The following is a 25067-nucleotide window of genomic DNA, read 5'->3' as shown; positions in this document are numbered from 1 at the left end:
CGGACATGCACGATGCTGCCCGCTCCGATGTCCCCGCCGGCCGCGGTTCGTCGCCCGCCCGCATCCTGGTCGGGCTGCTGCTGGGGCTGGGGGCGCTGATCGTCGCCTATCAGTTCGGCATGAACATGCATGCCAGCACCGGCCTGCCCTATTGGGACGACTGGGGCTATTTCTTCGGCACCGCCCAGGGCGTGCAGCAGCCGCTGACCGTCCAGTCGATCTTCGCCAAGGACAGCGACCATGTCGCGCCCGTCTTCAAGCTGCTGACCCACGGGCTGTGGCAGGCCATCGGCGTCGATTTCCTCGCCTTCCGGCTGGTCGGCTGGCTGGCCTTCGCCGCCATGCTCGCCGCTTACGCCCTGGTGCTGCTGCGGGACTGCGTGCGCTCGGCCTGGGATGGGGTGCCGGTGGTGGCGGCCGGGCTGTTCCTGACCGGCACGCTGAACAACGAGTATTTCTATTACCAGCACATGGGGCTGGCCCAGCCGATCTTCTTCACCTGCCTGTTCCTGTTCCTCCACACGCTGGCCCGCGGGCGGCTGGTGATGGCGACGCTGTTACTGTTGGCCTTCGGCTCCACCGGGGTGTTCGGCGCCAGCTATGCCCTGGGGGCTGCCGGGGCCGGGGCGGTGCTGGCCCTGCGCCAGGAGGAATGGCGCGATCGCCTGGACGGCCGGACGCTGGTGGCGGTCGGCGGCGGACTGCTGCTGACCGCGGCGATGCTGTGGATGACCTTCCACGGCTCCTACGCCAACCACACCGGCCAGCCTCTGGTGCTGCCCTGGCACAGCGGCTTCTGGGCCTTCCTGCTGGGCGCCTTCGCCACCGCCGCCGGCCTGCCGGTGGAGGCGGTGGGAGCACCGCTGTCGCTGACGGCGGGCGCAGTGGCCCTGGCGCTCTGCCTCATCCCGGCAGCGGGCCTGCTGCTGGGCCGCGCCGGACGGGAGAAGCGCAATGCCGCCCTCGCCATTTCCGGGCTGATCGCCGGGGCGGTGATCGTCACCATGACCACCGCTCTGGGCCGGGCCGGGCTGTGCGGCGAGGGCATCGCCAACGCCATGCGCTGCGGCACCATCCCACGCTACGCCTATCCGGTGCTGCTGGCCTTCCCCGCCGCGGTGGCCGGCTGGACTCTCCTGTTCGGCCGCCGCACGAGGGCGGGGGCGGGGGCAGGAGCGTTTGCCGGTCTGGTGCTGGTGGCGGCGCTCGCCGGCGGCCATGGCGCCGGGACGGACGCTTTCTGGCGGCATTGGAGCGTCGCCGGCCTCAACCGCATGGTGGCGGAACGCGACGCGGCGGCGGAACGCTGCGTCGGTACCTATCTGCACGCCATCCGCAGGCCGGACGGGATGGACTGGAACCAGCCGCTGGTCTGCCCCTCGGCCTCGCCGCGCGACATCGCGCCCTTCCTCCACGCCGCCTACGACCTGAAGGCCGATTTCGTGCAGACGATCCTGGCCGATGACGCCAGCCGGCCGGAGCGGGCGATGCTGGCGACGCTGCTGCAAGCCGGCAAGCTGGATGAGGCGTCGGCACGGCTGCGGCTGGAAACATCGCCGCGCAACGGCGGTCTGCTCGGCTCGCTCGACCGCTTCACGCAGCTTCCCTCCGGCTCGCTGGCCGCACTCGGCTGGGCGGTCGATACGGCGGTGCCGGCGCCGGCCGCCTTCGTCCTGCTGGGTGTCGGCGACCGCATCGTGGCAACATCCCCGACCGGCGGTACCCGGCCCGACGTCGCCGCCGTGCTGAAGGACGGGCGGATGACCGACAGCGGCTTCAGCCTGGCGGTTCCGGCCGAACTGACCGGCCAGCGGGTGCGGCTGTTCGTGCTGGGCCATGACGGCGGGCTGAAGGAACTGACGCCGCCCGGCGGGGTGGCGGCGACGCCCTGATGCGAAAAGGCCCCGCACCGTTCCCGGTGCGGGGCCTTTTCTTTATCGGGACCGATCAGTCCCGGAGGCTACGGTCCGGCGGGGGCGGCCCGTCGAAGTTCAGCATGGTCTTAATCGAATAGTGGCTCTTGCCCTGGCTCTCGAAATAGATGCGGACCAGCAGTTCGGCCAGCAGCCCCATCAGGATGCACATCACGCCGGTGACCAGCCCCATCGTCACCAGGAGCGGCAGCGGCGTCAGGATGAAGGAGATGCCGTCGACCAGCTTCAGGTAGATGGCATAGATGCCGGCCAGCACCGACAGACCCATGAACATCAGGCCGGCGAAACCGAAGATGTAGATCGGCTTGGTCTCGTACTGGGTCAGGAACTTCACGACCACGAGGTCGAGCACGACCTTCAGCACCCGCTCCAGCCCGTATTTCGACTGGCCGTGGCGGCGCGGGTGATGGCGCACCGGCATCTCGGTCAGCTTGGCGCCCTGCCAGCGGGCGTAGATCGGCACGAAGCGGTGCATCTCGCCATAGAGCCGGTAGCCCTGGAGCATCTGGCGCCGGTAGGCCTTCAGCGTGCAGCCATAGTCGTTCAGCTTCACCCCGGAGATGGTGGAGATCAGCTTGTTGGCCATCCGGCTCGGCAGCGTGCGCAGCAGGAAACCGTCCTGCCGGTCGGCGCGCCAGCCCGACACCACGTCGTAGCCCTCGTCCAGTTTGGCGAGCAGCCCGGCGATGTCCTGCGGGTCGTTCTGGAGATCGCCGTCCATCGGCACGATGACGTCGCCGCGGGCATGGTCGATGCCGGCCATCATCGCCGCGGTCTGGCCGACGTTGCGGCGGAAATTGATGACGCGGATGCGGCTGTCGGACGCCACCCGTTGCAACTCCGCCTCCGTCCCGTCGGTGGAGCCGTCATTGACGAAGATGACCTCGAAGCTACGCCCCAGCCCGTCGAGCGCCGGGATCAGCCGGCCGCACAGGGGGGCGATGTTGTCCTCCTCGTTATAGACCGGAATCAGGACCGAGACGGAAACCGTGCCGGTGTCCGTGGTGGCGGATCCGGGGGCAAGCAGGAGGGTCATCGAACGGGTCCGGAGGCTGCTGTCATCTGTGGGTGCGATGCCGGGCCATGGTATGGCCGCAGGATCCGGCGAGCGCAACGGCTAATTGGGCGGAAGATCGGGGAAGGGCACACAATCGGGCGCCACGCTTTCGGCAACCCCGCGTCCATCGCCGAGAGGAGGGAGGATACCTGTCTGGTAGGCGTTCCAGATCACCTCACGAATTGGACCGGAGCCTCCGCCAGCCCCCAAACAGGATTGCTGGTGCCACAGATGTAGACGTAGCCAAGAGCGGTAAGAAGCTCCTCGATCAACCCGACCACTGCGATATCCTGTTCGAAGATCAGCCAGTTCGGACGCTTGCGCCAATCCACGCCCAGAAGGACATCGAGTTCCGCCCCCTGCACGTCTATCACGAGTAGCAGGTTGTCGATCCCGCCCAACGCAAGGGAACGCAGCGGCATGACATTGACGACGGTTTCGTGGATAGCGGCAAGATAGCGGCCAATGTTCGCCTGATAGACCTCGCCCCGGAATTGGTTCTGCCGGATCCAGAATTCAACGCTTTCACGAAAAAAGCTGCCCTGTCCGTGTGCCCAATTGTTCGACGGCCCATCACCATTCATTTCATCGGCAACTTCCGGGAGAATATGGTAGAATTTCCGTTCCGCCTCGCTCATGCCCGCCGCCATTTTCAGCATCAGCGTATTCGGCCGGGTAGCATGAAGTCTGGCCAAATTGTCGAAGTAATAGCCCAGCGGCTCGATCAGGACTGCGGAAACGGCGTTGTGCCGTTCGTCGGACAGATATCGGTGAAGCGGATCCTCCATCATCCCATCGTTGGCGCCGATCTGGATCACACCTCGAGAACCCGTCATCCTGTTGAAGAACAGGTCGATAAAACCCTGCTCATCCTTCGGCATCGGCAATTCCCGCCTGTCCGCGGGGTGCTGGGCAGGCGCCCAGGATTCATAAGACACGAAAGCACATCCCGTTCCCAGAACATCTGGACGCGCCCGCTCGACCGGGCAGATCCGATTGCCGAAGCGCTCCCAAGCCATGTGGTTGACATAGATGCGTTCAGGCCGAGTGTTGGCGAGGAAGGTTCCCATCGTTTCGTATTCGCTGAAGCCTGAGACTTCAGACAGGTCGGTCGCGGACAAGATCGCGTCGCACCAGCGTTCCTCGTGCCTGTTCTCGACGACTGCAACAAACTCGTCGAGCCACTCCCGGAAAATGGGAAAGCACTGGGCAATGAAGCTGAAATTTACGCGCTTCTCTAAACCGGTCAGCTTTCGAATGGCTTGAAAATAGGGAAGGTGGTGTTTTTCTCTTCCCTTGAAATAGATAAGATTATCGTCCTGAATAAAATTCAGATCGCATAAGGGGATCGTGTCAGCATCCCAGATAAGCAGTACATCGTCCGGAGCAGACGGCAGGTGCAACAGGCTGCTGATTTTCAGGATTTGCTGATAATACCAGCCGGCCCGAGACCGGTTCCCCTCCGGCATTCGCTTGGCGACATATTCCAGATCGATGTTGGGAGCCACGACAGTCTCCGCGATGACTTCGAAGCGGGGGTTTCCCACCGCTTTGAAGATGCGAGTATATTTTTCGGGCGTGACAACAACGTAACGTTCAGCCTTGATATGCCGGGGAATAGCGTATGACGCGTGAATCCAGACCTGGATGTCCTTGAGCGTCGCAACACAGACAACGTTTTTAATAATCTTCGTCATTCTCTCAGCCAGAACAGGAAATTTATAAAGAGTTTTCTCAACCTACCACCACAATTTATAAAGCATCATGCAGAGGACATCGGACACATCGAAGAATCCTTCGGGCGGGGGAGAGGCGACGTATGGTGGTTCCTGCAAAAAGAGTAACTTAGGATCTTCGGAAAAACCATTGCTCAAAGCCTGAGGTTGGGAGGCCTTCTTCTCCGCCCTTCCGACATCGCCAACCGAGCGGCTGGATCGCAAGCCCGAAGAGCCAGGGGAAGAAGTGGCATTCAGGTTAAAGTTATGTCCGCTGCTCTCGCAAGACCGTCAGGTCAATGACGGCACCCAGCAAGGCGACCATCGCCTGGAAGGCGAGGATGCCGAAGCCTAGCGCCAGCGACTGGGCGTGCGGCACCCCGACCAGATCGAGCAGCCCGACCAGCGACGCCTCGCGCAGGCCGATGCCGGCAACGGTGATCGGCATCAGCACGATCACCGACATCACCCCGATCACCGCGCTCCACACCGAAAAGGGCTGGTCGATGCCGACCGCCAGACCGAGCGACTGGCTGCCGGCGACCGCCGCCACCTGCACCGCGATCCCGACGGCGACAGACAGCAATGCCCGCCCCGGCCGGCGTGTCTGGTCGCGCCAAGCCTCCAGAAAGCGGCGCAGCGGGCCGAGGAGCCAGGCCTCGCGCTTCGGCCCGGCGCGCCAGCCCAGCAGAGCCAGGAGCAGCGTGCGCGCCGGCGACCAGGCCAGAAAGGCGGTCGCCGCGGCCAGCCCGGCCAGCACCAGCACCACCGCCACCAGCAGCCCGTCGCCGAAGCGCGCCGACTGCACCGCCAGCCCTCCGCCGGTCAACAGCAGCAGCCCGGCGATTCCCGTCACCTTGTCGAAGGCCACCGCCGAGACGATGCGGCCGCCGCCGATCTCTCCCTGCCCTTCGTCACGGCTGAGCCGGTAGGCCTTCACCGCCTCCCCCGCCAGCTGGCCCGGCAGCACCAGCGCATAGAGCTGCGCCACCAGCGTGTAGGCAAGCAGCCGCCCGGCCCGCAGCTCCGGCAGCAGCACCCGCAGCTTCAGCGCGTTCAGCACATGCATCAGGAAGAACAGCAGGCCGGCGAGCGCCATCAGCCCCGGCGAGGCCACCGCCAGCACCCGCCCGACCTCCGCCACATCGACCCGCCATAGCAGCAGGGCGACCAGCAGCGCGCTGACCAGGGCCTTCAGGCGGGGACGCATTTAAAGACACCTTTTCATGAAATCATGACGTGATGAAAGAAGATCATGCTCTCCCCCATGCGCCCGGCGGAGCGAAGACCCGCCGGGCGCATGGGGGAGAGGCAGGGAACTCACGACCCCGGCCGGCGAGCCAGCACGTAGATGTAGTCGCCGTGCGACCAGGAGTTCAGGCGGAAGATGTGGTACAGCGCCTCGGCAATGAGTCGGCGGCCGGGGCCGTAGTCGCCTTCCGTGCCCTGGCCGCTGGCGGCGCCCAGGACGTTGCGGTAGAGTGGCGAGAAGAAGGGGAAGCCCCACTCCACCACCCGCTCGATCTCCAGCCCGACCGACTTGATCTTGGCCTGCAACTCGCCGCGGGCATAGTTGCGGTGGTGGCCGACCGTGCGCTCGAAGTCGCGCATCCGCCCTTGCAGGGTGGAGACCAGCAGGTAGCGGCCGGTCATGGCGGCAAGGTTGCGGAGTGCCGCGACATCGTCCTCGATATGCTCGACCACGTCGGTGCAGACCACCAGATCGAAGCGGCGGTCGAGATGGCCGGCGGCGACGTCGAGCAGGCCGAACTCGGCATTGGGCGCCCTGCGGCGGGCGACGTCGATGGCCTTGGCGGCAAAGTCGAGGCCGGTGTAGCTGGCCTGCGGCTTCAGCGGCATCAGCGTGGCGAGCAGCGAGCCCTGGCCGCAGCCGACGTCAGCCAAGCTGTCGTAATTCAGCGGGCGCACCATCTCGGTGACGATGCGGCGCAGATGCCGGCCGGTCGGGCCGTATTTGCGCATGTCGTTCCAGCGACGCTCCCAGCTGTCGTCGTAATCGACGCCGCCGGGATGGTCAGCCGCCGCCGCCGGCAAGGGAGTGGAGAGGGGAGTGGCGGACTTGAATGCGTCGTCGCTCATGCGGGCCTCCGGCGCAGGATGAATTCGTTGCAGCCCGTCGGCACGCGCGGCGGACGGACCTCCAGCATGTCGAAGCCGAGCGCGTCCATCCGCGCCCGCACCTCGTCGGCACTGGCATATTCATAGGGGTAACCGCCGAGCCAGTCGGTCACGTCCACCCAGAACTCCATGCCGCGCTCCTTGCGCAGCGGGTTGGCCCCGGTGATCGCCCAGGTCGCCAGGAACATCAGCGAGCCCAGAGTCCAATCCCAGACTTTCCGCAGGAAGCCCGGCGACAGATTGTAGACGATCTTGATCAGGGTCCAGATCGGCGAGGTCCAGTGACGGTTGTAAAGCGCCAGCACGAAGGTGCCGCCCGGCGCCACCAGCGGCGCTACCGTCTCGATCGCCGGCCACATGGAGCCGGTGTGGTGCAGCGAGCCCCAGGCATAGACCACGTCGAAGCGGCCGAGCGAGCTGGCGAAGCTGCTGTCCAGCGCAGACCCGCGGCGGAACTCGATGCGGTCGGTCAAATCCGGCGCGAAGCGGCCCAGGTTGCGGCGGGCGACCTCGACCCCGGTGGGGTTGACGTCGAAGCCCAGCGCACGGGAGACGCCCAGTTTGCCGGCGGCGATGGTGAACAGGCCGGAGCCGGAGCCGACGTCGCAGAAGCTGGCGTCCTTCAGCCGGTCGGTCCCGACCAGCCCCTTCAGGCTGTCGATGGCCGCCACCAGCCGCGGCTCGTCCAGCACCGTGCGCGAGTAATGGTCCCAGTTCTCGCCAAAATCGAAGGCCAGGGCGGATGGTCCGGCCGGGGTGCCGCCCCTGCCTTCCGCCGTCTTCACCGGTTCCGCCACGCTGTCCGATCCCTTGCTGTCCGATCCGCTCTGCCGCGCCGCCATACGCTCCCGAAAGCCATCGGATGTCAACAGCACGTCAAGCGACGCCGCTCAGTCCGCCTGCGCCGACCGAACATGTCCCGCCGCGGCGTGACCGGCGAGCGACAGATCGCGGTAAGCGGCGGCGACGGCGCGCCAGGAGAAATGCTCGACCACCCGGCGGCGCCCGCCCTCGCCCAGCCGACGGCGCAGGGCCGGGTCTCCGGCCAGACGGGCGAGCGCGGCGGCGAGCGCCGGGGTGTCGTCGGCATCCAGCATCAGGCCGGTCTCCTCCTCCACCACCAGATCGCGGTTGCCGGCGATGCGGGTCGCCACCACGGGCAGGCCGGCGGCCATCGCCTCCAGCACCACGTTGGGCATGCCCTCGTCGCGCGATGGAAAGACGAAGGCGTCGGCGGCGCGATACGCGGCGGGAAGCTCGTCGCGCCCGAGCCAGCCGCGAAAGGCGATGCGTTCCGACAGCCCGAGCCGGGCGGCCTGCGCCTCCAGCTCCGACCGGGCAGGGCCATCGCCGACGATGGTCAGGCCGATGCGGTCACGCAGAGTCGGCGACAGGTTGGCGAGCGCCTCGAACAGCACGTCTAACCCCTTCTGGCGCACCACCCGGCCGACGAACAGCAGCGACAGGCGGTCGCCGGCACTTGTCGTATCGGCGGGGAAGAAGCGGGCGGCATCGACGCCGTTGGGGATGATGGCGATCGGCTGGTCAGGGGCGAAGCGGCGGGCGAGGTCGGCCAGCCCCTCGCTGTTGGCGACGACGGCCGAGGACCGGCGCCACAGCCAGCCGATCACCGGCCCGGCCAGCCGGTGATAGAGCGAGATGCCGTCATACTGGAAGCCCGGCACGTCGCCGCCGCGCAGGCTGACCGCATAGGGCACGCCGGACAGTGCTTTCACCATCCAGGCCGCCGGGCCGCAGGGCAGGCCGAAATAGGCAATGGTGGCGTCCGGGCGCCAGCGGGCAGCGATCCACGGCGCCATCACCAGTGAACTGGCGAGGAAGGCCAGCATCTCCACCACCGAACTGCGGTCGCGGCGGCGGCGCAGGGTGGAGATGCGGTGGATCTCCACCCCGTCGGCCCGGCGCTCCACCCGCGGCAGGTTGCCGAAGGCGGAGGTCAGCACCAGCACCTCCTCGCCCAATGCTGCCAGTTCGCGCGCGGTGTTGTCGGTGGCATTGGCCGCTCCGCCACCCAGCGGCGGAAATTCGTAATTGATCAGCAGAAGCCGTGCCATGCCGCGCGCCACATTCCCCGTTCGACGAGCGCCATTGATGGGCGGTGAACGGCGGCAATGCAAGCGGTCAACCGGCCCCCCTGCCACCCCACCTCCGTCCGGCCGGCGCCAGTCCTTTCCAGCACTGGCCATCTCTGCTACTGATCACGCCGGTTCCCGATGCTGTCCAAAACCAGTTCCTCAACCGGGGCAATGCTGTCCTTCATGAATATCCAGCAAGCCTTCGCCACGGCTCTCGGCTTCCAGCAGAGCGGCCAGGCCGGGGAGGCCGCCCGGCTGTATGGCGAGATCGTCGCCGTCGCCCCCCAGTTCGCCCCCGCCGTCAACAATCTGGGACTGCTGCGTGCAGACGCCGGCCGCGATGGGGAAGCGTTGGCCCTGCTCCGTCGCGCCCTGAGCTTGGCGCCGAACTCGCTGAACGGCTGGATTAACCTGGGGGCGCTGCTGGTCCGCCTCGGCCAACTGGAGGAGGGGGTAAGGGCCTATCGCGCCGCGATCCGGCTGAAACCCGACCAGCCGGCCCTGCTCAACGAGCTTGGCGTCCAACTGGAGCGGCTGAAACGGCCGGAGGAAGCCTGCGACGTTTTCGCCCGCGCCTTTGTCCTGGCGCCCGACAATGCGGAGATCGCCAACAACCACGGCGCCATGCTGCGCATGGACCACCGGGTGGACGAGGCAGCGGCACGCTTCCGTCGCGCCATCGTGCTGGATCCTCACTATGCCGGGGCCTACAGCAACCTGGGCTCCACGTTAAAGGATAAGGGCATCTTCTGGGAGGCGCTGCTGGCCTTCCGGCGGGCGACCCGGCTGGATCCGGATTTCGCCGGCGCCCATTGGAACGAATCCCTGGTCCGGCTGCTGCTGGGCGATTTCGTCAAGGGCTGGCGGGGCTATGAATGGCGCTGGAAGCATGGCCGCCTGCCCTCACCCCAGCGCAGCTTCGACAGGCCGCGCTGGGACGGCTCGCCGCTGAAGGGCCGGCGGCTGCTGGTTTATTGGGAACAGGGCTTCGGCGACGTGCTGCAGTTCGTGCGCTATCTGCCGCTGCTGGCCCAAACAGCCGGGGGAGGAACGGGGGGACAGCCGGTCTATCTGGAATGTCAGCGGGCATTGCTGCCGGTGCTGCGCAGCCTGCCCGGCACCATCCCGGTGGAGACCGGCGGGCCGCTGCCCGACTTCGACGTCCAGATCCCAGTGCTGAGCCTGCCGGCGCTGTTCGACACCCGACTGGAAACCGTGCCGTCCCGCGTTCCCTACCTGTCGGCGGAGCCGGAGTTGGCGGCGCGCTGGGGCGAGCGGCTGGCAGGCTTGAGCGGTCTGAAGGTCGGCATCGTCTGGGCGGGATCGCCGACCCACGGCAACGACAAGAACCGCTCCATCGGGCTGGCTCCCTTCGCGCGGCTGGCCGCCATTCCCGGCATCAGCCTCGTCTCCATCCAGAAAGGACCGACCGAAGGGCAGGCGGCCAACCCGCCCGGCGGCTTCCCCCTGCTGAACCTGTCGCCCGACATCCGCGACTTCGCCGACACCGCCGCCATCATGGCCGGCCTCGACCTCGTCGTCTGCGTCGACACCTCAGTCGCCCATCTCGCCGGCGCCCTCGGCGTCCCGGTCTGGGTCATGGTCCCCTTCGCCCCCGACTGGCGCTGGATGCTCGACCGCGACGACAGCCCCTGGTACCCCACCATGCGCCTGTTCCGCCAGGACCGGCCCGGCTCCTGGAACAACGCCATGGACCGGCTGGAGCAGGCCCTGCGTGAGCGCGCTGCCGAATAAGAGCGCCTAACAGAACCATCTCTGGACGAATCTCCAGCAGATGAGGCTGGCAGCGATGTGGTGGAAGGCGGTGAAGATATCGGCGCGCCGTTCATAGCGGACGGCGATGCGGCGGAAGCGGGCAAACCAGGCGAGCGTCCGCTCGACCACCCATCGGTGTCGGCCAAGGCGCTCACTGCTCTCGATGCCACGCCGGGCGATGCGTGGAATGATCCCCCGCCGGCGTAGCGCCTGCCGGCAGTGGGCGAAGTCGTAGCCCTTGTCGGCGTGCAGTTTGGCTGGTCGGCGCCGTGGCCGGCCCGCACATTGGCGGATTGCCGGCACGGCATCGACCAACGTCTCCAGGAGCTTGCTGTCATGCCGGTTGGCTGGAGAAATCCTCACGGCCAGCGGGATGCCGTTGGCATCAACGAGGATGTGGCGCTTGGAACCCGGCTTGCCACGGTCCGTCGGGTTCGGCCCGGTCGCTTCGCCCCCCTTTTTGCCGGGACTGCGGCGCTGTCCACGGCGGCTCGCTCCCAGTTGATCGCGTTGGCATAGCCCAGCCGATCCAAGAGGACACGGTGCAGGTGAACCGCTCCGGGTTTGTCGGAGGCCATTTGGTTTGAGTCACGCCGCGATAGCGACGGCCTCGGTTTGAGCATAGTAGCGCGCTTCGGCCTCGGCAGGCGGAATGTTGCCGATGGGTTCGAGAAGGCGCCGGTTGTTGAACCAATCGATCCATTCCAGGGTGGCGAACTCGACGGCTTCCAGGGTGCGCCACGGTCCTCGGCGCCGGATCAGTTCGGTCTTGTAGAGGCCGTTGATGGTCTCGGCCAAGGCGTTGTCATAGCTGTCGCCGACGCTGCCCACGGATGGCTCGACGCCGGCGTCGGTGAGACGCTCGGTGTACCGGACAGCGACATATTGCGACCCGCGGTCGGAGTGATGGATGAGGCCGCTGCCCTTGGCTGGCCGGCGGTCGTGAAGCGCCTGCTCCAGGGCATCCAGGACAAAGCCGGCGTGGGCGGTGCGCGACACCCGCCAGCCCACGATCTTGCGGGCGAAGGTGTCGATGACGAAGGCGACGTAGACGAAGCCTTGCCATGTGGCCACGTACGTGAAGTCGGCCACCCACAAGGCATTCGGGCGCGGCGCCTGGAACTGGCGGTTCACCCGGTCGGCTGGGCATGGTGTGGCGCGGTCGCTGATCGTGGTGCGCACCGCCTTGCCGCGTGTCGCCCCCTTCAGACCCATGTGCTTCATCAGCCGGGCCACCGTGCAGCGCGCCACGTCGGTGCCCTCCCGCCGCAACTGTCGCCACACTTTCCGTACCCCGTAGACCTGAAAGTTCGCGTCCCAGACCCGCCGGATAGCCTCCCTCAGCTCCGCGTCACTTCGCGAGCGGGCCGGCGCCTTGGCCGGATCGGCCCGCCGGGCGGCATGGGCGCGATAGGTGGACGGGGCGATCGGCAGCACCTTGCAGATCGGCTCGACCCCGTGGACGGCGCGGTGCGCGTCGATGAAGGTGATCATTTCCGGAACGGGCGGTCGAGCTCCGCCTGGGCGAAATACGCCGACGCCTTGCGCAGGATCTCGTTCGCCTGGCGCAGTTCCCGCACCTCACGCTCCAACGCCTTGATCCGCTCCTGCTCGTCCGTCGTTGGGCCGGGCCGCTTGCCCTGGTCGCGCTCGGCCTGCCGGACCCAGCCCCGCAGTGTCTCCGCCGTGCAGCCGATCTTGGACGCGATCGAGCCGATCGCAGCCCACTGCGAGGCGTGATCCCCCTCATGCTCGAACACCATCCGAACCGCGCGCTCGCGGACTTCAGGGGCGTATTTCGCTGATCTCTGCTTCGTCATGATGACTCCATCTTCTCAAGAAATGGAGCCTCCAACAAACCCGGAGCGGTTCAGACTGGCCGGCCGCATTGGTCCCCAACCACCCTGCGCGGCATTCTGACCAACCCCAGCTATACCGGCCAAGTCTTCGCCGGGCGGTGGCGCAGCCGTCCACCCCGCAGCCGTCGGTCGGCCACTCACCCCATCGGCCGCCCTTCGGATTCGTCGATCCCGACGCCAGCAGAACAGTGGATGCCGGTGGCGAACATCCCGGCTTTGATCAGTGAGGAACAGTTCAAGCAGGCTCGGGATAAACTTGATCAAAACCAAGCATTTGCACGGCGTCATAACACCCGACATGAGTATCTGCTGCGGGCGTTGGTAAGCTGTGGCGTCTGTCAGTCAGGGTGTGTGTGCCGCACCGTTCACCCAGGATACAATTACTATGTCTGCCGTGGCAAAGGCGATGCGATCACCAGCGGGCGAGAAACCTCTTGTTCAGCACGCTACGCTCCGGCTCAGCAGCTCGATGATTTGGTTTGGAAGGATCTCTGTGCACTCCTTACCGCCCCTGAGCAGATTGCCCAAGCCCTCAGCCGGGCGCATGGCGGAGGCTGGCTGCCCCAGGAACTGCAAGCCCGACGCGAACAGCTACGTAAAGGTCAGTGTGGGCTTGAGCAGCAGATGGAGCGCCTGACGGACGCGTATCTGCTCGGCGTGATCCCTCTGCCGGAATATCAACGCCGGCGTCAGGTGGCGGATGAGCGAATGCAAGGTTTGCGCACCCAAGCAGAACAGTTGGACGCTCAAGCCGGCCGTCACATGAAGCTCGCTGGCTGGGCCGCTTCGGCAGCCGATTTCTGCCAGCGGATGCAGTCCGGCTTGGCTGACGCTGATTTCGCGCGGCGCCGCCAACTCGTGGAGTTGCTGATCGACCGCATCGTCGTTACCGGATGTGAGGTGGAAATCCGCTACGTCATCCCGCTCAGCCCGGACGGCGAGCGCGGGCGTTTTTGTCATTTGCGGAAGGACTATTTCGACCTTCCAGCGCTGCCGGTAAGCGCGCTTGCTGGCAGCATCCCCTGGGTCATTGAGCAGTCGGTGCATCTCCTGCCGGTATGGGGTGGTTGCGATGACCTTGATCGAGCGCCGCTTCTTCGCCGGGATGAGGGAATGGACGCCCAATGTCTCGCGGCAGAAGCGATGATTGGCCTCGCTGTCGTATCCGGCATCCGCGATCACCTCGTCGAAGGCCATCACCGCAGAGGCGTCAGTCGCCAGCGGGACCAGATCGGGGAAATCGCCCGCTGGTCCTGGACGAACCCGTTGCGCCAAGAGCATCTGCGGGCCCACCCACATCGCCAACGCCCACTTCAGCCATCCACGCTGACCGCGCTCGCGATTGGCCCGCCACTCGAAATACCGTGAGGTATGGCTGAGCCAGAGCCCTGTGCTGTCCAGGGCAACTTGGCACCGCTGGCCATCGCGTTTGACCCGGCGCACGGTCTCCGCCAAAGCCGACGCCACCAGTTCGGCGCTGAGCCAGCGGCGAGCGAACCACCAGAAGGTGGAGTGGTCGGGGACGCTCAGGAAGCCGAACAGGCAACGAAGTTGGCCTGAGATCCGCAGCAGGTCCTCCAAGCCGCGATAGTTCAGGCGGAGATGCTCCTTCACGAGCAGAGCGGCAAACAGGCTGGAAGGCCGATAGGTAGGGCGGGCGTACTTGCTCAGAAGTACGGGAAGCGCGCGGCGCGCCACAGCATGGGCCAGCCGCGCAAAGCACAGCAGATGATTTTCCATGATACCCGGCAGATGGGCATCACTCCGTCAGACCGCGAGGCATTCGACAGAGCAAGGTGTTCTAAGGATCAGAGCGCGGCGTAGGGGCCGTCGCGGTGGACCATCACCACATCCACCTGCCACATCCGCTCGTCACCGGGGCGATAGAGGGGATCGACGATGTCCCAGACCTGGAAACCGTAAGGTGCCATTGCGTCGATGATGCGAGGCAGGCGGGCATCATTGCCGGCCACCGTCGCCTCGATCACGAAGACGGCGTCCGGCCGCATCAGGGTGACGGCGCCGGCCAGCACCTCCAGTTCCAGACCATCGACATCGACCTTCACCAGCATCGGCCCAGCATAGCGGCCTTCGGCACACAGGGTGTCGAGCGAGACACCGGGCACGCTGCGCAGGCCCGGCGGGGCGTCCGCACCCTCCGGAACGACGGAGGAGTAGAGCCGGTCGTCGGACACCTCCAGCAGGACCATGCCATCCCGGCTGGCAACGGCGGCGATGCGGTATTCGGCGCTGCGCAGCTCCGCGCACAGCCGTTGCAGCGCCGGTTCGTTCTCCGCCACCGGCTCGATCAGCACATGGTGGGCGTCGGGGAAGACCTCGTAGAGCGGCGGCGTGCCGGTCTGGGCCCCGACATCGATCACCGTGGCGGGTCGGAAGCCCCGGCCGCGCAGCAGGGCCAGCGTCTTGTGCTTGCTTTGGCGGACCATCGTCCGCTGGGACCGGATCAGCCCCAGCAGCGTCGCCGCCATCGGGTGGCCCGGGCTGACGCGCAGGATGGCTTGGTAATACTCATCCGCCCGCTCCAGATTTCCGGACAGATGGACGTCGAAAGCGATCTTAAGGCCGTCGGCAATGCTCACGGCTCACACTCCGGTCACGGTCCCACCGTCGTTTCGGCGGTGCGAATATAAAAGTGCCACGCCGGAGCGACCGGCGTGGCACAGTTTCGGCTGGAACCCTTTCCTGGGTCCATACAGACATTTGATGATATTCAGCGAGCTGTTCAAGCGCGTTCTCCTCGAACGGCCATGTTTTGGCTTGGTACCGCCTTAATATTTTCGCAGGACGGTTACAGACCCGTATTTAGAGCATCGGCTATCCTCCCGGGATGGCGCATTCGGGCTTCGCAGACCGCGACTCGAGAGAAGATAGCAGGGATGCGCCGGCAGCTTGTCAGGGACGGGGCGTCATGGGATGAAACCCGCCCCAGCCTGCGAGGCCGATCCCGATGCCCTCTGTCCCTCCCTCCACCGCATTCGCCGACCTGCAGGCGGCCCGCGACGCCGAGCGGACGGGCGGACCCGAAACCGCCATGGCGCTCTACCGCCGGGTGCTGGAACGTGACGCGGAAAAGGGCGGAGTCGGAATGGCGGTGGCCCATGACGCGCTCGCCCGACTGCTGGTCGGACAGGACATGGCGGAGGCGGCCGGCCATGCGCTCGCCTCCTGGCGGCTGACGCCCGCCGACCAGACCCGGCGCTCCAACCTGTGGCAGCTTCTGACCCATTTAGGAAAAGCCGACGACGTGGACCGCTTCCAGGGCCGCGACGACTGCGTCGGGCTGGTGGCGCTGGGCAACGCGCTGCGCCGCGACGGGCAGGGGCTGCGCGCCGAACGTGCCTACCGCAGGGCGCTGGAGCTGTATCCGGAAGTCTCCTTCACGCTGAGCCGGCTGGCCTGCCTGTGCGCCGAACAGCACCGGCTGGAAGAGGCCGACGCCCTGTTCCTCCGGGCGGCGGAGCGCCATGGCGGACGCGATGCCGTCACCCGCACCGCCCCGGCCTTCCTGGCGTCCCTGCGTGACGGGCCGCCGCCGGCCGGCATCCGCGCCACGCTGGCCGAAGGGGCGGGAAGCGCCGACCGGCCGCTGGTGGTCTACGCATCCTGCGACGCGGTCTATGCGCGCAAGTTCCTGCCGACCATGGTGCGGTCCATCGTCGAGGACAGCGGTCTGGACTGCGCCATCGCCCTGCACCTGATCAATCCCGACGCGGAGGCCGAGGCGACGGTGGCGTCCCTGGCCGCTGCCCATGGCGCCGGGCGCTTCATCGTCCTGCGCGAGACCATCGACCTGACGCCGCTGGGCGACAACGCCAAGACCTATTACGCCTGCAGCCGTTTCCTGGTGCTGCCCGACCTGCTGTCCCGCTGGAGGCGGCCGGTGCTGATGCTGGACGTCGACCTGATGGCGATCCGCGACCTGAACCCGCTGCTGGCGGCCTCCGCCCACTCGGACCTGGGGATGATGAGCCATGCGCTGAAGCGGCTGGACATCTGGAGCCTGCTCTACGCCGACGTGCTGCACATCCGGCCGACCATGGGGGCGCTGCGTTTCCTCGACCTGACCCGGCGCTATATCCGCCATTTCCTGGATCGCGGCCTGCCGGTCTGGTTCCTCGACCAGGCGGCGCTCGCCGCCGTGCATCTGGCCGGCTTCACGACGGAGGCGGCACCGCGCCTGACCGTCTATCCGGCCGACATCCACAGCAGCACGGTGATGGTCGATGGCGAGGGCCGCTATTGGACCGACGACAGCGCCTATTTCTATTCGGTCCGTGCCACCGGCGGCGGCCAGCAGGCGATGCACCGGCTGAAGCGCCGGGCCGGCACCACCGCCGACGTCAAGCCCGGATAAGGCCGGGCGGCGCCGGCCCGTCTTAGCGGATCCAGCCTGTCTCCCGGAAGCGGTCGAGGCTGTCGCGCACCAGCCGGGGATGACGGTCGAGCGGCACGACCTCATACCCTTCACGGGCGCCGGGGGCGCCTTCGGGCAGGATGCCGCCGCCGTCGAGGAAGCTGGCGACATCCGCCATGTTGCCTTCGCCGAAGGACTGGGCATGCTCCTGATGGGCGTAGGCGTTCAGCTTGGCGGCGAAGCGCGACACATCGCCCATCCAGCTGAAATGCCAACCGGCGTCGCGGATGAGGTGGCCGATGTTCTGCTTGGCGAGGTAGCGCACGGCGTTGGGGCCGATCTGCCGGATGAAGCGGAAGGGCGCGGCCCCGGCGGCACGCCAGTCGCGGGAGAAGCGATAGTTCAGCCGGTAGAAGAACAGGTCGAGTTCAGTGGTGAAGACGGTGTCGAAGGCCGGCCCGCCGCCGCGCAGCCGCTCCACCACCTCGCGCCGCAGGATCTCGTCGACGTCGGAGACGATGACCATGTCGTCGTCGCGGCAGCCGTCCAGCCCGCGCAGGATGGCATCGCGCTGGTAGGCTTCCCGCTGCCAGGAGAAGGTGCCGACAAGCTCGTCCACCACCACGTAGCGGATCTTGTCCATGTAGGGCCGGAACCGCTCGCGATGGTCGCCGAAGGTCAGCGCCTTGGGCTCGCCGGAATGGGTGTGGGACGCCTCCACCACGACGAAGCGCTCGACCACGTCGTAGAGTTCGGCCAGCCGGACCTCCAGGATCTCGGCCTCGTTGAAGAAGGTGCAACAGTCGAAGACCCGCCGGGATGCTGCTTCCGCCGGGACGGCCGGTCCCCCTGCAATGTCTTCGGCGGCCATGTCTTTGGTGGCCGTGTCTTCGGCAAAGGGATTGCCGGACAGCGGAAGAGTGGGGTTGCGTCCGAGCGCCGCCGCATAGCCGACGAGCGACCGCATGCCAAGCAGGGTCGTCCAGCGCTGCGTGCGGGTCCAGCTGTCGATGCGGGGCGCCTCCAGCAGGCGCTCCATCGTTGCCGACAGGCTGTCGAAGGAGGCACGGGCCGCGGCCTGCCGGTCCATGTCGTAGATATAGGCGTAGGCGAAGCCCTTCAGGCTCTCCAGCAGCCCCTCGATGACGAGATACTGCTGGGCCTGCGCCTTGCGCTCCAGTCCGGCCGGGCTGTTCCACAGGTCGAAGCCTCGACTGTGGGCCTCCAGGGCGTCGCGGTAGCCCTGCCGCTCCTGCTGCAGGTCTCCCAGCCAATGCATCGCGGCCGCGGCCGCCTGCCGGCGTGCCTCCGTTCGGCCGGCGCCCTGCCACGCCTCCGCCTGAAACGTCATCCCGCGGCAACGGGTCAGAGCCTCCGCCTGACCGGGCGGGCACAGCCAGCCGAGCGCGCCCAGGAGCGGAGCCGCCGGCCGGTCACGGCCAAGCCACTCGGCAAGGGCGCGGATGCCGGCCGGGATGGCGATGTCGCGCAACTGGCCGGCATGGGCCGTCCCCGGGGCGAGCAGCAAGCCCCGGGCGATCGACATGACCGCCCCCGCCCCGTCGCCGTCGGCGCCGCGCTCGAACTGCCCGACGAGCAGATGCGCCTGGGCGATTGCCGGATCGAGGACCAGCAGCAGCCGGCAGGCGCGCCTGGCGTCGCCGGCCCGCCCGGCATTCGCATTCTCCGTGGCGCGCTGAAGGATCATGGAAATCATGGCTTCGCAGTTGGTGCGAAGGGTGTCGCGCGGCGCGCCATACTCCGAGAGAAGGACGAAACACCAGACCGCCACCTCAAGCCGGCCATGCCGGTAGGCGTCGCTCCCCTTTGCAAAGATGTCGGTCAGGACCGTTTTCGACAGCCTGACCGCGTCAGCATTCCCGGGATCCCGCTGCAGGATGCGCCGCAGCTCTTCCATGGCGTGCCAGGGGCGCCCCGCTTCGGCATCGGTCCGGACCTGGAGAAAGCTGGCGTCTGTCATGCGGCGGATCCTGGCGACGGAATGGCTGAGACGGAGGGATGAGCGGGCTGGACACGGAACCCGCAGGCAGGCAGCGGTCGATCCGGGCACGGCACAGCTTGCCGCCGGCTGGGAGGCGCAACGGCTGGGCCGGGTGGCTATGCCATGGCGACGCCGGGGCTGACAAGCGCCGGGGCAGGGAAGAACCGCCATCCCGGCATCCCTTCCGCCCACCGTAAAGCCATTTTATATTTAAATATCATGATTTCATGCTTCTTCTTCATGACGTGAAACCACTTCCATCTTTCCTGTTCTTGCGTGTAAATCCGCAAAGCTCCCGCTCGGGTCACCCCGCTTTCCCCCTCTGCAACCGGGAACCACCGCATGGCTCGGATCATCAGTTTCGCCTCCACCAAGGGCGGCGTCGGCAAGACCAGTCTGGTCATGGCGCTCACCTCCGAACTGCGCCGGCGCGAGGCAAGCGTGCTTCTGCTCGACTGCGACCCCAACCGGCATCTGGCCGAATGGGCGCGGCGGCGGAACGATGCCGGGGTGCGGGTGCTGGACGAGATCACGGAATCGAACGTCCGCCAGACGGTGCAGGAGAACGCGCCGAGCTTCGACTACACGCTGATCGACCTTGCCGGCTTCGGCAACCTGACCATGCTCTACGCCTTCTCGGTCAGCGACGGGGTGCTGATCCCGACCCAGCAGTCCTTCATGGACGTGAAGGAGACGGTGCGCACCTTCAAGGTGGTGGCGGATTCCGTCGGCGTGCTGAAGCACACCCCGGCCTCCAGCGTGGTGATCGTCCGCACCCAGGCGGCCATCGAATCCCGCGTCGACCGCCATGCCCGCGGCCTGCTGGACGAACATGGCGTCCCGGCCTTCCGCACCGAACTGATCGAGCGCTCCCTCCTGAAGGAGATGACTTATACCGGCCACGGTCCGGGCGAGGTCAATCCCGACAGCAACGCCGACCTGAACGTCCGCGCCCTGACCGACGAGTTCGTCGCCTTCCTGGAAAGCTCCCCGGCCAATCCACTGATCCCGCGGGGGTGAGGCGGACCGGGCGGCTTCCGGAGGGTGTGGGGGGAGCGCAGTCGCGGTTTCAGGACGTGAGATCATATCATGTATTTGTTTAGATATTTCATGAAATGATTTTTATCGCATAACCGGCGACCTGAGGGTAAGGCGGGGCTGCGTTTTTGCGGATTGGGCGCATCGGGAGCGGGGCCTCAAACCGGTGGGCGGTTCCGGTGCGGATCAGCGGAGAGATTGGCTTGGCTTCCCCTCCGGCAGATGCAAGGGGCACCATCACCCCGGCAGCGGGGCGGGCAGGATCGGCATCTCCTTGCCGTTTATCATATCATGATTTTTAGGCATGACTTCTTGTCAGGGTGAAAGTTGATGAAGGCATGAGGCTGAAGCGAGGTCGCGTCGACGCGACCGGAGAAGCACAACAACTCAACCGACCAAAGCATGGCTTTTCATCATTTCATGGAATCTCGATAACGCTGGCGCCCGGAAAGGCGCTATCCGCCAAATCATGATCGCCCACCCCTGCGAAGATTCAATTCTGACCGAGGAACGGCCGGACGGGGCAGGACAATCGCGTCTTACCGGATACCCCCGCCAATGCGGGCAACGGCATCTGCCTTTCTCGCGGTCCCACTGCCGCGGGCATGCCGGACAACCGGCACAGCCCGGCCCCACATTGCCAAGCTCACAGTACATCATTTCATGATTCGTTTTCATAATAGCCATTCATATAGGCCTTCCCGCCCGGCTTTTTCGCCGGCGATGCCTCCGCTCCAGACGGAAAGACCATCCCTCTTCCACCGATGGCCGGCCCGCCCCCTCTTGGAGTCTCCGAGACCGCACTTGTTCTCATGTTTTTATGTCATGATTTTTTGTGTTGGAATGATGCCTTGCTATCCCCCTGTGCTCCCCGCGCCACGCCGGTCGGCTTTCCGTCATGGCACAGGGGCCACCCGCCATATGTCGCGAAGACAGGACACCAAGTCATGATAATGCTTCATGGCTTATTCGGCCGGCCCTCTTGGAGCCGGCATCGCCCTGACCGGAGTGCCCATGTCGACCGACAGCCCCGCCAAGCCGACCGTTAAGCCTGCCGCCAAGCCGGCTCGTCCTCCATTGGGCGGGATCGGGGTCGGCGGACTGGGCGCGAACGACATCGATCCGATCCGCCAGTACGGATTGAGCAAGGGCTTCCTGCCGACCGAGACGGAGCCGCCGGCATCGCCGTCGACCGTCTCCCAGCCCACCTCCCAGGCCGCTGTCCAGCCCGCCGTTCAGCCCGCGCCCCAGCCGGCTCCAGCGCCCACCATCGTCCGTCCGGCGCCGACCCGGCCGTGGCAGGCGATGCTGCCCGATTATCTGGTTGAGGAGCTGCGCCAGGCCGCCGCGCGCGAAGGCACCGCCCAGAAGGTGATCGTGCTGAAGGCGCTTCGGCAGGCTGGCTTCCGGATAGACGACATCGACCTTCAGGATCTGCGGCGGCGCTAAGCCTCCCGCATGAGCGCCGGGCGGCCTCAAGAAGCACACAAGTGCAGCCGAAGGGACGGTTTGACTCTCCATGAGTAGCCGTCTATGCCCTACCCGCGCTCTGCTCCTGCTCCAAACCGACTGCAGACCACCAGCGACGACGAGAGATGAAGGCAAACATCACCCAGGCCGCCCCGGCGCCGTCCTCCCAGGCAGCCTTGCCCCTTCAGGCCTCGCCGCATCCGATATCGTCGGTTCCGGTATCATCGGCGCCGGCTCCCGCACCGGTGCCGGCCCCAACTCCGGCCCCAACTCCGGCAGCCAGCCAGGGCTCCCACGGACTCAGCATCAAGATGCTGGAAGGGATGCTGGAGCAGAAGCCGCGGGATCCCAACGTATGGAGCGCGCTGGGCGCCCTACTGCGGCAGGCCGGCAAGCCGGAGGCGGCGATTGCCTGCCAGCGGCGCGCGCTGGAGATCGATCAGCGCCATGTCGGCGCCTGGACCAATCTCGGCAACGTGCTGGGCGACGTGGAGCAATATGCCGATGCCATCGCCGCACAGGAGCATGCGGTGGTGCTGTCGGGCGGCAACGCCAACCTGCTGTCCAACCTGGTGGTGGCGCTGCGGCACGGCTGCCGGTTCAACCGCGCGCTGGAGATCCTGGACGTCGCCCTGCGTGCCCGGCCCAACGACCCGGGGCTGCTGTGGGACCGCGCCCTGACGCTGCTTCAGGTCGGCCGCTATGCCGAAGGCTTCCGCGATTACGATTCCCGCCTGTCGCTGCCCAGCTACCAGAACCGCATCGCCGACGGCACAATGTGGGATGGCGGGCCGCTCGACGGCAAGACCATCCTGCTGACCACCGAACAGGGGTTCGGCGACGTGCTGCTGACCGCGCGCTATGCGCCGATGGTCAAGGCGCGCGGCGGCCGGGTCCTGCTGGAATGCCATCCGGAGCTGCACCGCCTGCTGTCCGGGCTGGAGGGCATCGACGGCTTCGTGCGCGCCGGCACTCCTTATCCACACTATGACGTCCATTGCCCGCTGATGAGCCTGCCGCACCGGCTGGGCACGACCATCGACACGGTGCCGCCGCCCACCCGCCTGACTGTTCCGGCCGAGGCACGCGAGAAGGCCGCCCGGCTGGTTCCCGGCCCGGACGGCACGATCAAGGTCGGCATCATCTGGTCCGGCCGCGTCACCTTCAAGGACAACGCGCGCCGCGCCACCACGCTCAGCCGTTTCCTTCGCTTCCTCAACGTGCCGAATGTGCGGCTCTACAGCATCCAGAAGGGCCCGCCGGAGACGGAGCTGGAGACGCTCGGCACCTCCACCCTGATCACGCCGCTGGGGCAGCATTTCAACGATTTCGCCGATACCGCGGCGGTGCTGGAACGGCTCGATCTGGTGATCATGACCGACAGTTCGGTGGCCCATCTGGCCGGCTCGCTGGGCCGCCCGGTTTGGAACCTGCTGCAGTTCATGCCCTACTGGGTCTATGGCGACGGCAAGGGCGAGTGGGCGGACACCACCCCCTGGTACCCGTCGATGCGTCTGTTCCGCCAGACCACCCCGGGCGACTGGGACAGCGTGTTCGCCGCCGCCGAACAGGCCCTGCGTCAGCTGGTGGCGCTCAGGACCTGAGATCGGACGCGGCCATTGAGCGTCGGGACGGAGCGGAGTGGTTCCGCTGTGCTCACGGCGTCAGGCAATTTCCCGCTCATGCCTGACGCCCCGTCCTCATGGCGTTCCTCCCACGGACCGTAACGCCCGGCCCACCTCGCCCAGCACGCCCCTCCAATCCCCGGGCGTCGTCTGGCGGAAAAGCCGCAAACTCGGGTACCAGGGGGATGTGGCCGCAGCCACCCCCCAGAACCACGCCGGCATGAACGGCAGCAGCACCCAGCCTGGAACACCAAGCCCACCGGCCATGTGCGCCGTGGTGTTGTCGATGGTGATGACCAAATTCATCGCCGCCACCAGGGAGGCAAAGCCATCGAGATCGCCCGATGGGTCAACGCTTGTTTCATGAAAAAGGCCGGCGATGCGCCGCTCTTGGTCGTCGACACCGTATTGCAAGCTGATGAGCCGCCCTCCGGCTGCCGCCCCCCCTGGAGCGAGGGCCGCCAAAAGCTGCTCCAGACCGAGCGAGCGTTCTGCACTGGCAACCGAGCGCCAGGAGAGGCCGATACACAGCTGGACATCGCGGTGACGGGCCCGCAAGGCGGCAACCCGCTGTGGATCAGCGACCAGATAGGGGCGTTGGCCGGCAAAATCCTCCGGTCGGCGCCGCAGATACCGCGGCAGGTCACCGACCGGAACCCGTGCCACACAGTCATCCACCAGAGCGGATGTCGACACGGCAGAGGGATCGGCATCCCGCCCCACCACCTCCGTTCCCTTCAGAGAGCGCCGCAGCAGGGAAACGAGGCGGGTATCGCATAACCACAGCTGCTGATTGCCAACGGTTCATGCAAGCTGTCCAGCGCAATCTGGCTCCCCCACAACAGGGAACGGGAGAGGGGAGGTGGGGATTTTGCCGGTTTGAATACCGTGCCGTCCCCCCTACTCCTCGCCTGATGCCCCCGCGATCCGGCCATAACGCGCCAGCAATGGATCCTGCCGCTTCAGGATACGCTCCAGGTTCGCAAGCGCATCGTCGACGCCTTCGGCCGGTTCCACCCACCGGTCCGGTTCGGCGGGAGCCACGGGCGCGATCCCAGGAACGGCTCCGGCCGCCGCCACCGCGGACCGCGGCGCCACCTCCCCCAGCATCGCCGCCAGATCCTCCGCCACGAAGACACGGTGGGTGCGCCGGCGTGTGATCTCCACGGCGATCTCCAGCCGCTGCAATTCCTCCAGCAGGTCGGTAGCGGCACTGGTGGCGCAACGCAGCCGGGCGGCCAACCGGGCCGGGCCGATCACCCCTTCCGCCGCCACCGCATCGACGGCCCGGCGGATACGGGCGTCGCTGCGCCGGTCGCCGACGCGCCGGCGCCAGCCGCGCCAGCGATGCAGCAGAGCGGTGAGACCATCCTCCCCCTGTTCCGCTTGCCGGGCGATGCCGTCGAGGAAGGCGACCAGCCACATCCCGTCCGGTTCGGCGCGGCGGATCGCCTCGACCCCGTTCAGGCAGGGCAGCGGCAGCGGCGTCATCCCTTGAGCGGCGAGGAAACGGGAAACAGCCAGACAGGCTCCGCTGCGGTCGCCGCCGGCTTCCAGATGGGCGAAGAAGCCAACTCCGCACGCGACCAGCACCGCCGGTCCAACTGTGGCATGGGCTTCCTCCATCCGGGCGAGCGCCCCGTCCATACTGGTCGGAGCGAATGCCGGCGGGCTGGGGTCGGAGAGCATCTGCCGCATCAGGTCGAGGGCCAGCATGGTGGCCCCCCAGTCGCGCAGAGCACGTGTCGGCACCTGAGCCAGCAGAGTGCGCAGTCGGTTGGGATCGACGCGGCGCCCCTGACTGTCGGCGATGTCGGCAACAGCCTCGACCCGCGACCGATGCAGCCAGGCGGCCAGAACCGGACTGCCGGTGGTTGCCTGGGCCAGCCGCCCGACAGCCTTGGCTGCTCGCTCCAAGGGACCGAGAAGGAGGAGGGGGTCGGAAAGGCGCAAATCCTTCATATCTTTATATAACAGTCAG

The 25067-nt window shown here is 66.7% G+C and carries 18 protein-coding genes, 2 pseudogenes and 1 other annotated feature; of the genes and pseudogenes, 7 read left to right on the top strand and 13 right to left on the bottom strand.

The window, feature by feature from the left end:
• Nucleotides 1-5 precede the first annotated feature (5 nt).
• Nucleotides 6-1892 carry a hypothetical protein gene (locus tag ABNQ40_RS08710; RefSeq protein WP_391346260.1) on the top strand — a complete coding sequence of 629 codons (1887 nt, stop codon included), beginning with the start codon at nucleotides 6-8 and terminating at the stop codon, nucleotides 1890-1892.
• Between the two features lie 55 nt (nucleotides 1893-1947).
• Here ABNQ40_RS08710 and ABNQ40_RS08705 read toward each other — a convergent pair whose 3' ends face one another.
• From ABNQ40_RS08705 to ABNQ40_RS08680, 6 genes are all read right to left on the bottom strand, one after another.
• Nucleotides 1948-2970 (bottom strand): glycosyltransferase family 2 protein, encoded by a 1023-nt coding sequence (locus tag ABNQ40_RS08705; protein WP_109046984.1) that lies wholly within the window; start codon nucleotides 2968-2970, stop codon nucleotides 1948-1950.
• A 191-nt stretch (nucleotides 2971-3161) separates the two neighbouring features.
• Nucleotides 3162-4688, bottom strand: a complete 1527-nt coding sequence (locus ABNQ40_RS08700; RefSeq protein ID WP_109046985.1) for a DUF6492 family protein — start codon at nucleotides 4686-4688, stop codon at nucleotides 3162-3164.
• Nucleotides 4689-4971: 283 nt separating this feature from the next.
• Nucleotides 4972-5916 (bottom strand): lysylphosphatidylglycerol synthase transmembrane domain-containing protein, encoded by a 945-nt coding sequence (locus tag ABNQ40_RS08695; protein ID WP_391346257.1) that lies wholly within the window; start codon nucleotides 5914-5916, stop codon nucleotides 4972-4974.
• 110 nt (nucleotides 5917-6026) lie between these two features.
• On the bottom strand, nucleotides 6027-6806 hold the full coding sequence (locus ABNQ40_RS08690; protein ID WP_109046987.1) for a trans-aconitate 2-methyltransferase: 780 nt from the start codon (nucleotides 6804-6806) through the stop codon (nucleotides 6027-6029).
• A complete protein-coding gene (locus ABNQ40_RS08685) occupies nucleotides 6803-7720 on the bottom strand; it encodes a bifunctional 2-polyprenyl-6-hydroxyphenol methylase/3-demethylubiquinol 3-O-methyltransferase UbiG (RefSeq protein WP_247879437.1) in 918 nt (305 codons plus the stop codon). The genes ABNQ40_RS08690 and ABNQ40_RS08685 overlap by 4 nt, the downstream gene beginning before the upstream one ends.
• Before the next feature lie 15 nt (nucleotides 7721-7735).
• Nucleotides 7736-8920 (bottom strand): glycosyltransferase family 4 protein, encoded by a 1185-nt coding sequence (locus ABNQ40_RS08680; protein ID WP_109046989.1) that lies wholly within the window; start codon nucleotides 8918-8920, stop codon nucleotides 7736-7738.
• A gap of 204 nt (nucleotides 8921-9124) precedes the next feature.
• Between ABNQ40_RS08680 and ABNQ40_RS08675 the strand changes: the two genes are divergently transcribed.
• Entirely contained in the window at nucleotides 9125-10696 is a 1572-nt protein-coding gene (locus tag ABNQ40_RS08675; RefSeq protein ID WP_391346254.1) for a tetratricopeptide repeat protein, read from the top strand.
• 6 nt (nucleotides 10697-10702) lie between these two features.
• On the opposite strand, the pseudogene ABNQ40_RS08670 reads toward ABNQ40_RS08675, so the two are convergent.
• Together ABNQ40_RS08670 and ABNQ40_RS08665 are read right to left on the bottom strand one after the other, a co-directional pair.
• Nucleotides 10703-11265: pseudogene (locus ABNQ40_RS08670) on the bottom strand (IS5 family transposase); the annotation flags it as partial.
• A gap of 40 nt (nucleotides 11266-11305) precedes the next feature.
• Nucleotides 11306-12537, bottom strand: a protein-coding gene (locus ABNQ40_RS08665) for an IS3 family transposase (RefSeq protein WP_391346253.1) whose coding sequence is annotated in 2 segments (ribosomal slippage) — nucleotides 11306-12240 and nucleotides 12240-12537 — 1233 coding nt in all. Because the reading frame shifts where the segments join, the coding sequence is not laid out codon by codon here.
• Nucleotides 12137-12253: a sequence feature (AL1L pseudoknot), on the bottom strand. Its footprint overlaps the gene before it by 117 nt.
• Here ABNQ40_RS08665 and ABNQ40_RS08660 point away from each other — a divergent pair.
• A pseudogene (locus tag ABNQ40_RS08660) lies at nucleotides 12526-13008 on the top strand (recombinase family protein); the annotation flags it as partial. The gene ABNQ40_RS08665 and the pseudogene ABNQ40_RS08660 sit on opposite strands and share 12 nt — an antisense overlap.
• A 159-nt stretch (nucleotides 13009-13167) precedes the next feature.
• On the opposite strand, the gene ABNQ40_RS08655 reads toward ABNQ40_RS08660, so the two are convergent.
• Both ABNQ40_RS08655 and ABNQ40_RS08650 read right to left on the bottom strand, forming a co-directional pair.
• Nucleotides 13168-14316, bottom strand: coding sequence for a transposase (locus tag ABNQ40_RS08655; protein ID WP_109046992.1), 1149 nt, complete (start codon nucleotides 14314-14316; stop codon nucleotides 13168-13170).
• Between the two features lie 68 nt (nucleotides 14317-14384).
• Nucleotides 14385-15176, bottom strand: coding sequence for an FkbM family methyltransferase (locus ABNQ40_RS08650; protein WP_109046993.1), 792 nt, complete (start codon nucleotides 15174-15176; stop codon nucleotides 14385-14387).
• A gap of 368 nt (nucleotides 15177-15544) precedes the next feature.
• On the opposite strand from ABNQ40_RS08650, the gene ABNQ40_RS08645 reads away from it, so the two are divergent.
• A complete protein-coding gene (locus ABNQ40_RS08645; protein ID WP_109046994.1) occupies nucleotides 15545-16951 on the top strand; it encodes a tetratricopeptide repeat protein in 1407 nt (468 codons plus the stop codon).
• A 22-nt stretch (nucleotides 16952-16973) separates the two neighbouring features.
• On the opposite strand, the gene ABNQ40_RS08640 is transcribed toward ABNQ40_RS08645, so the two are convergent.
• Nucleotides 16974-18932, bottom strand: a complete 1959-nt coding sequence (locus tag ABNQ40_RS08640; RefSeq protein WP_109046995.1) for a hypothetical protein — start codon at nucleotides 18930-18932, stop codon at nucleotides 16974-16976.
• Between the two features lie 363 nt (nucleotides 18933-19295).
• On the opposite strand from ABNQ40_RS08640, the gene ABNQ40_RS08635 reads away from it, so the two are divergent.
• The 3 genes from ABNQ40_RS08635 (at nucleotide 19296) to ABNQ40_RS08625 (ending at nucleotide 23065) form a co-directional block, all read left to right on the top strand.
• On the top strand, nucleotides 19296-19973 hold the full coding sequence (locus tag ABNQ40_RS08635; RefSeq protein WP_109046996.1) for a ParA family protein: 678 nt from the start codon (nucleotides 19296-19298) through the stop codon (nucleotides 19971-19973).
• A 1032-nt stretch (nucleotides 19974-21005) separates the two neighbouring features.
• Nucleotides 21006-21440, top strand: coding sequence for a hypothetical protein (locus tag ABNQ40_RS08630; protein WP_109047085.1), 435 nt, complete (start codon nucleotides 21006-21008; stop codon nucleotides 21438-21440).
• 332 nt (nucleotides 21441-21772) lie between these two features.
• Nucleotides 21773-23065, top strand: coding sequence for a tetratricopeptide repeat protein (locus tag ABNQ40_RS08625; RefSeq protein ID WP_247879438.1), 1293 nt, complete (start codon nucleotides 21773-21775; stop codon nucleotides 23063-23065).
• A gap of 96 nt (nucleotides 23066-23161) precedes the next feature.
• Here ABNQ40_RS08625 and ABNQ40_RS08620 read toward each other — a convergent pair whose 3' ends face one another.
• Together ABNQ40_RS08620 and ABNQ40_RS08615 are read right to left on the bottom strand one after the other, a co-directional pair.
• Entirely contained in the window at nucleotides 23162-23782 is a 621-nt protein-coding gene (locus tag ABNQ40_RS08620; protein WP_146255361.1) for a glycosyltransferase family 9 protein, read from the bottom strand.
• Between the two features lie 204 nt (nucleotides 23783-23986).
• The gene (locus ABNQ40_RS08615) at nucleotides 23987-25039 is read right to left on the bottom strand and encodes a hypothetical protein (RefSeq protein ID WP_146255362.1); all 1053 of its coding nucleotides are present in this window, start codon (nucleotides 25037-25039) and stop codon (nucleotides 23987-23989) included.
• Between the last annotated feature and the right edge of the window lie 28 nt (nucleotides 25040-25067).

This window comes from Azospirillum sp. A23, assembly GCF_042938965.1.
Lineage (GTDB): Bacteria > Pseudomonadota > Alphaproteobacteria > Azospirillales > Azospirillaceae > Azospirillum > Azospirillum melinis.
This window is presented reverse-complemented; position numbering and strand designations above follow the sequence as displayed.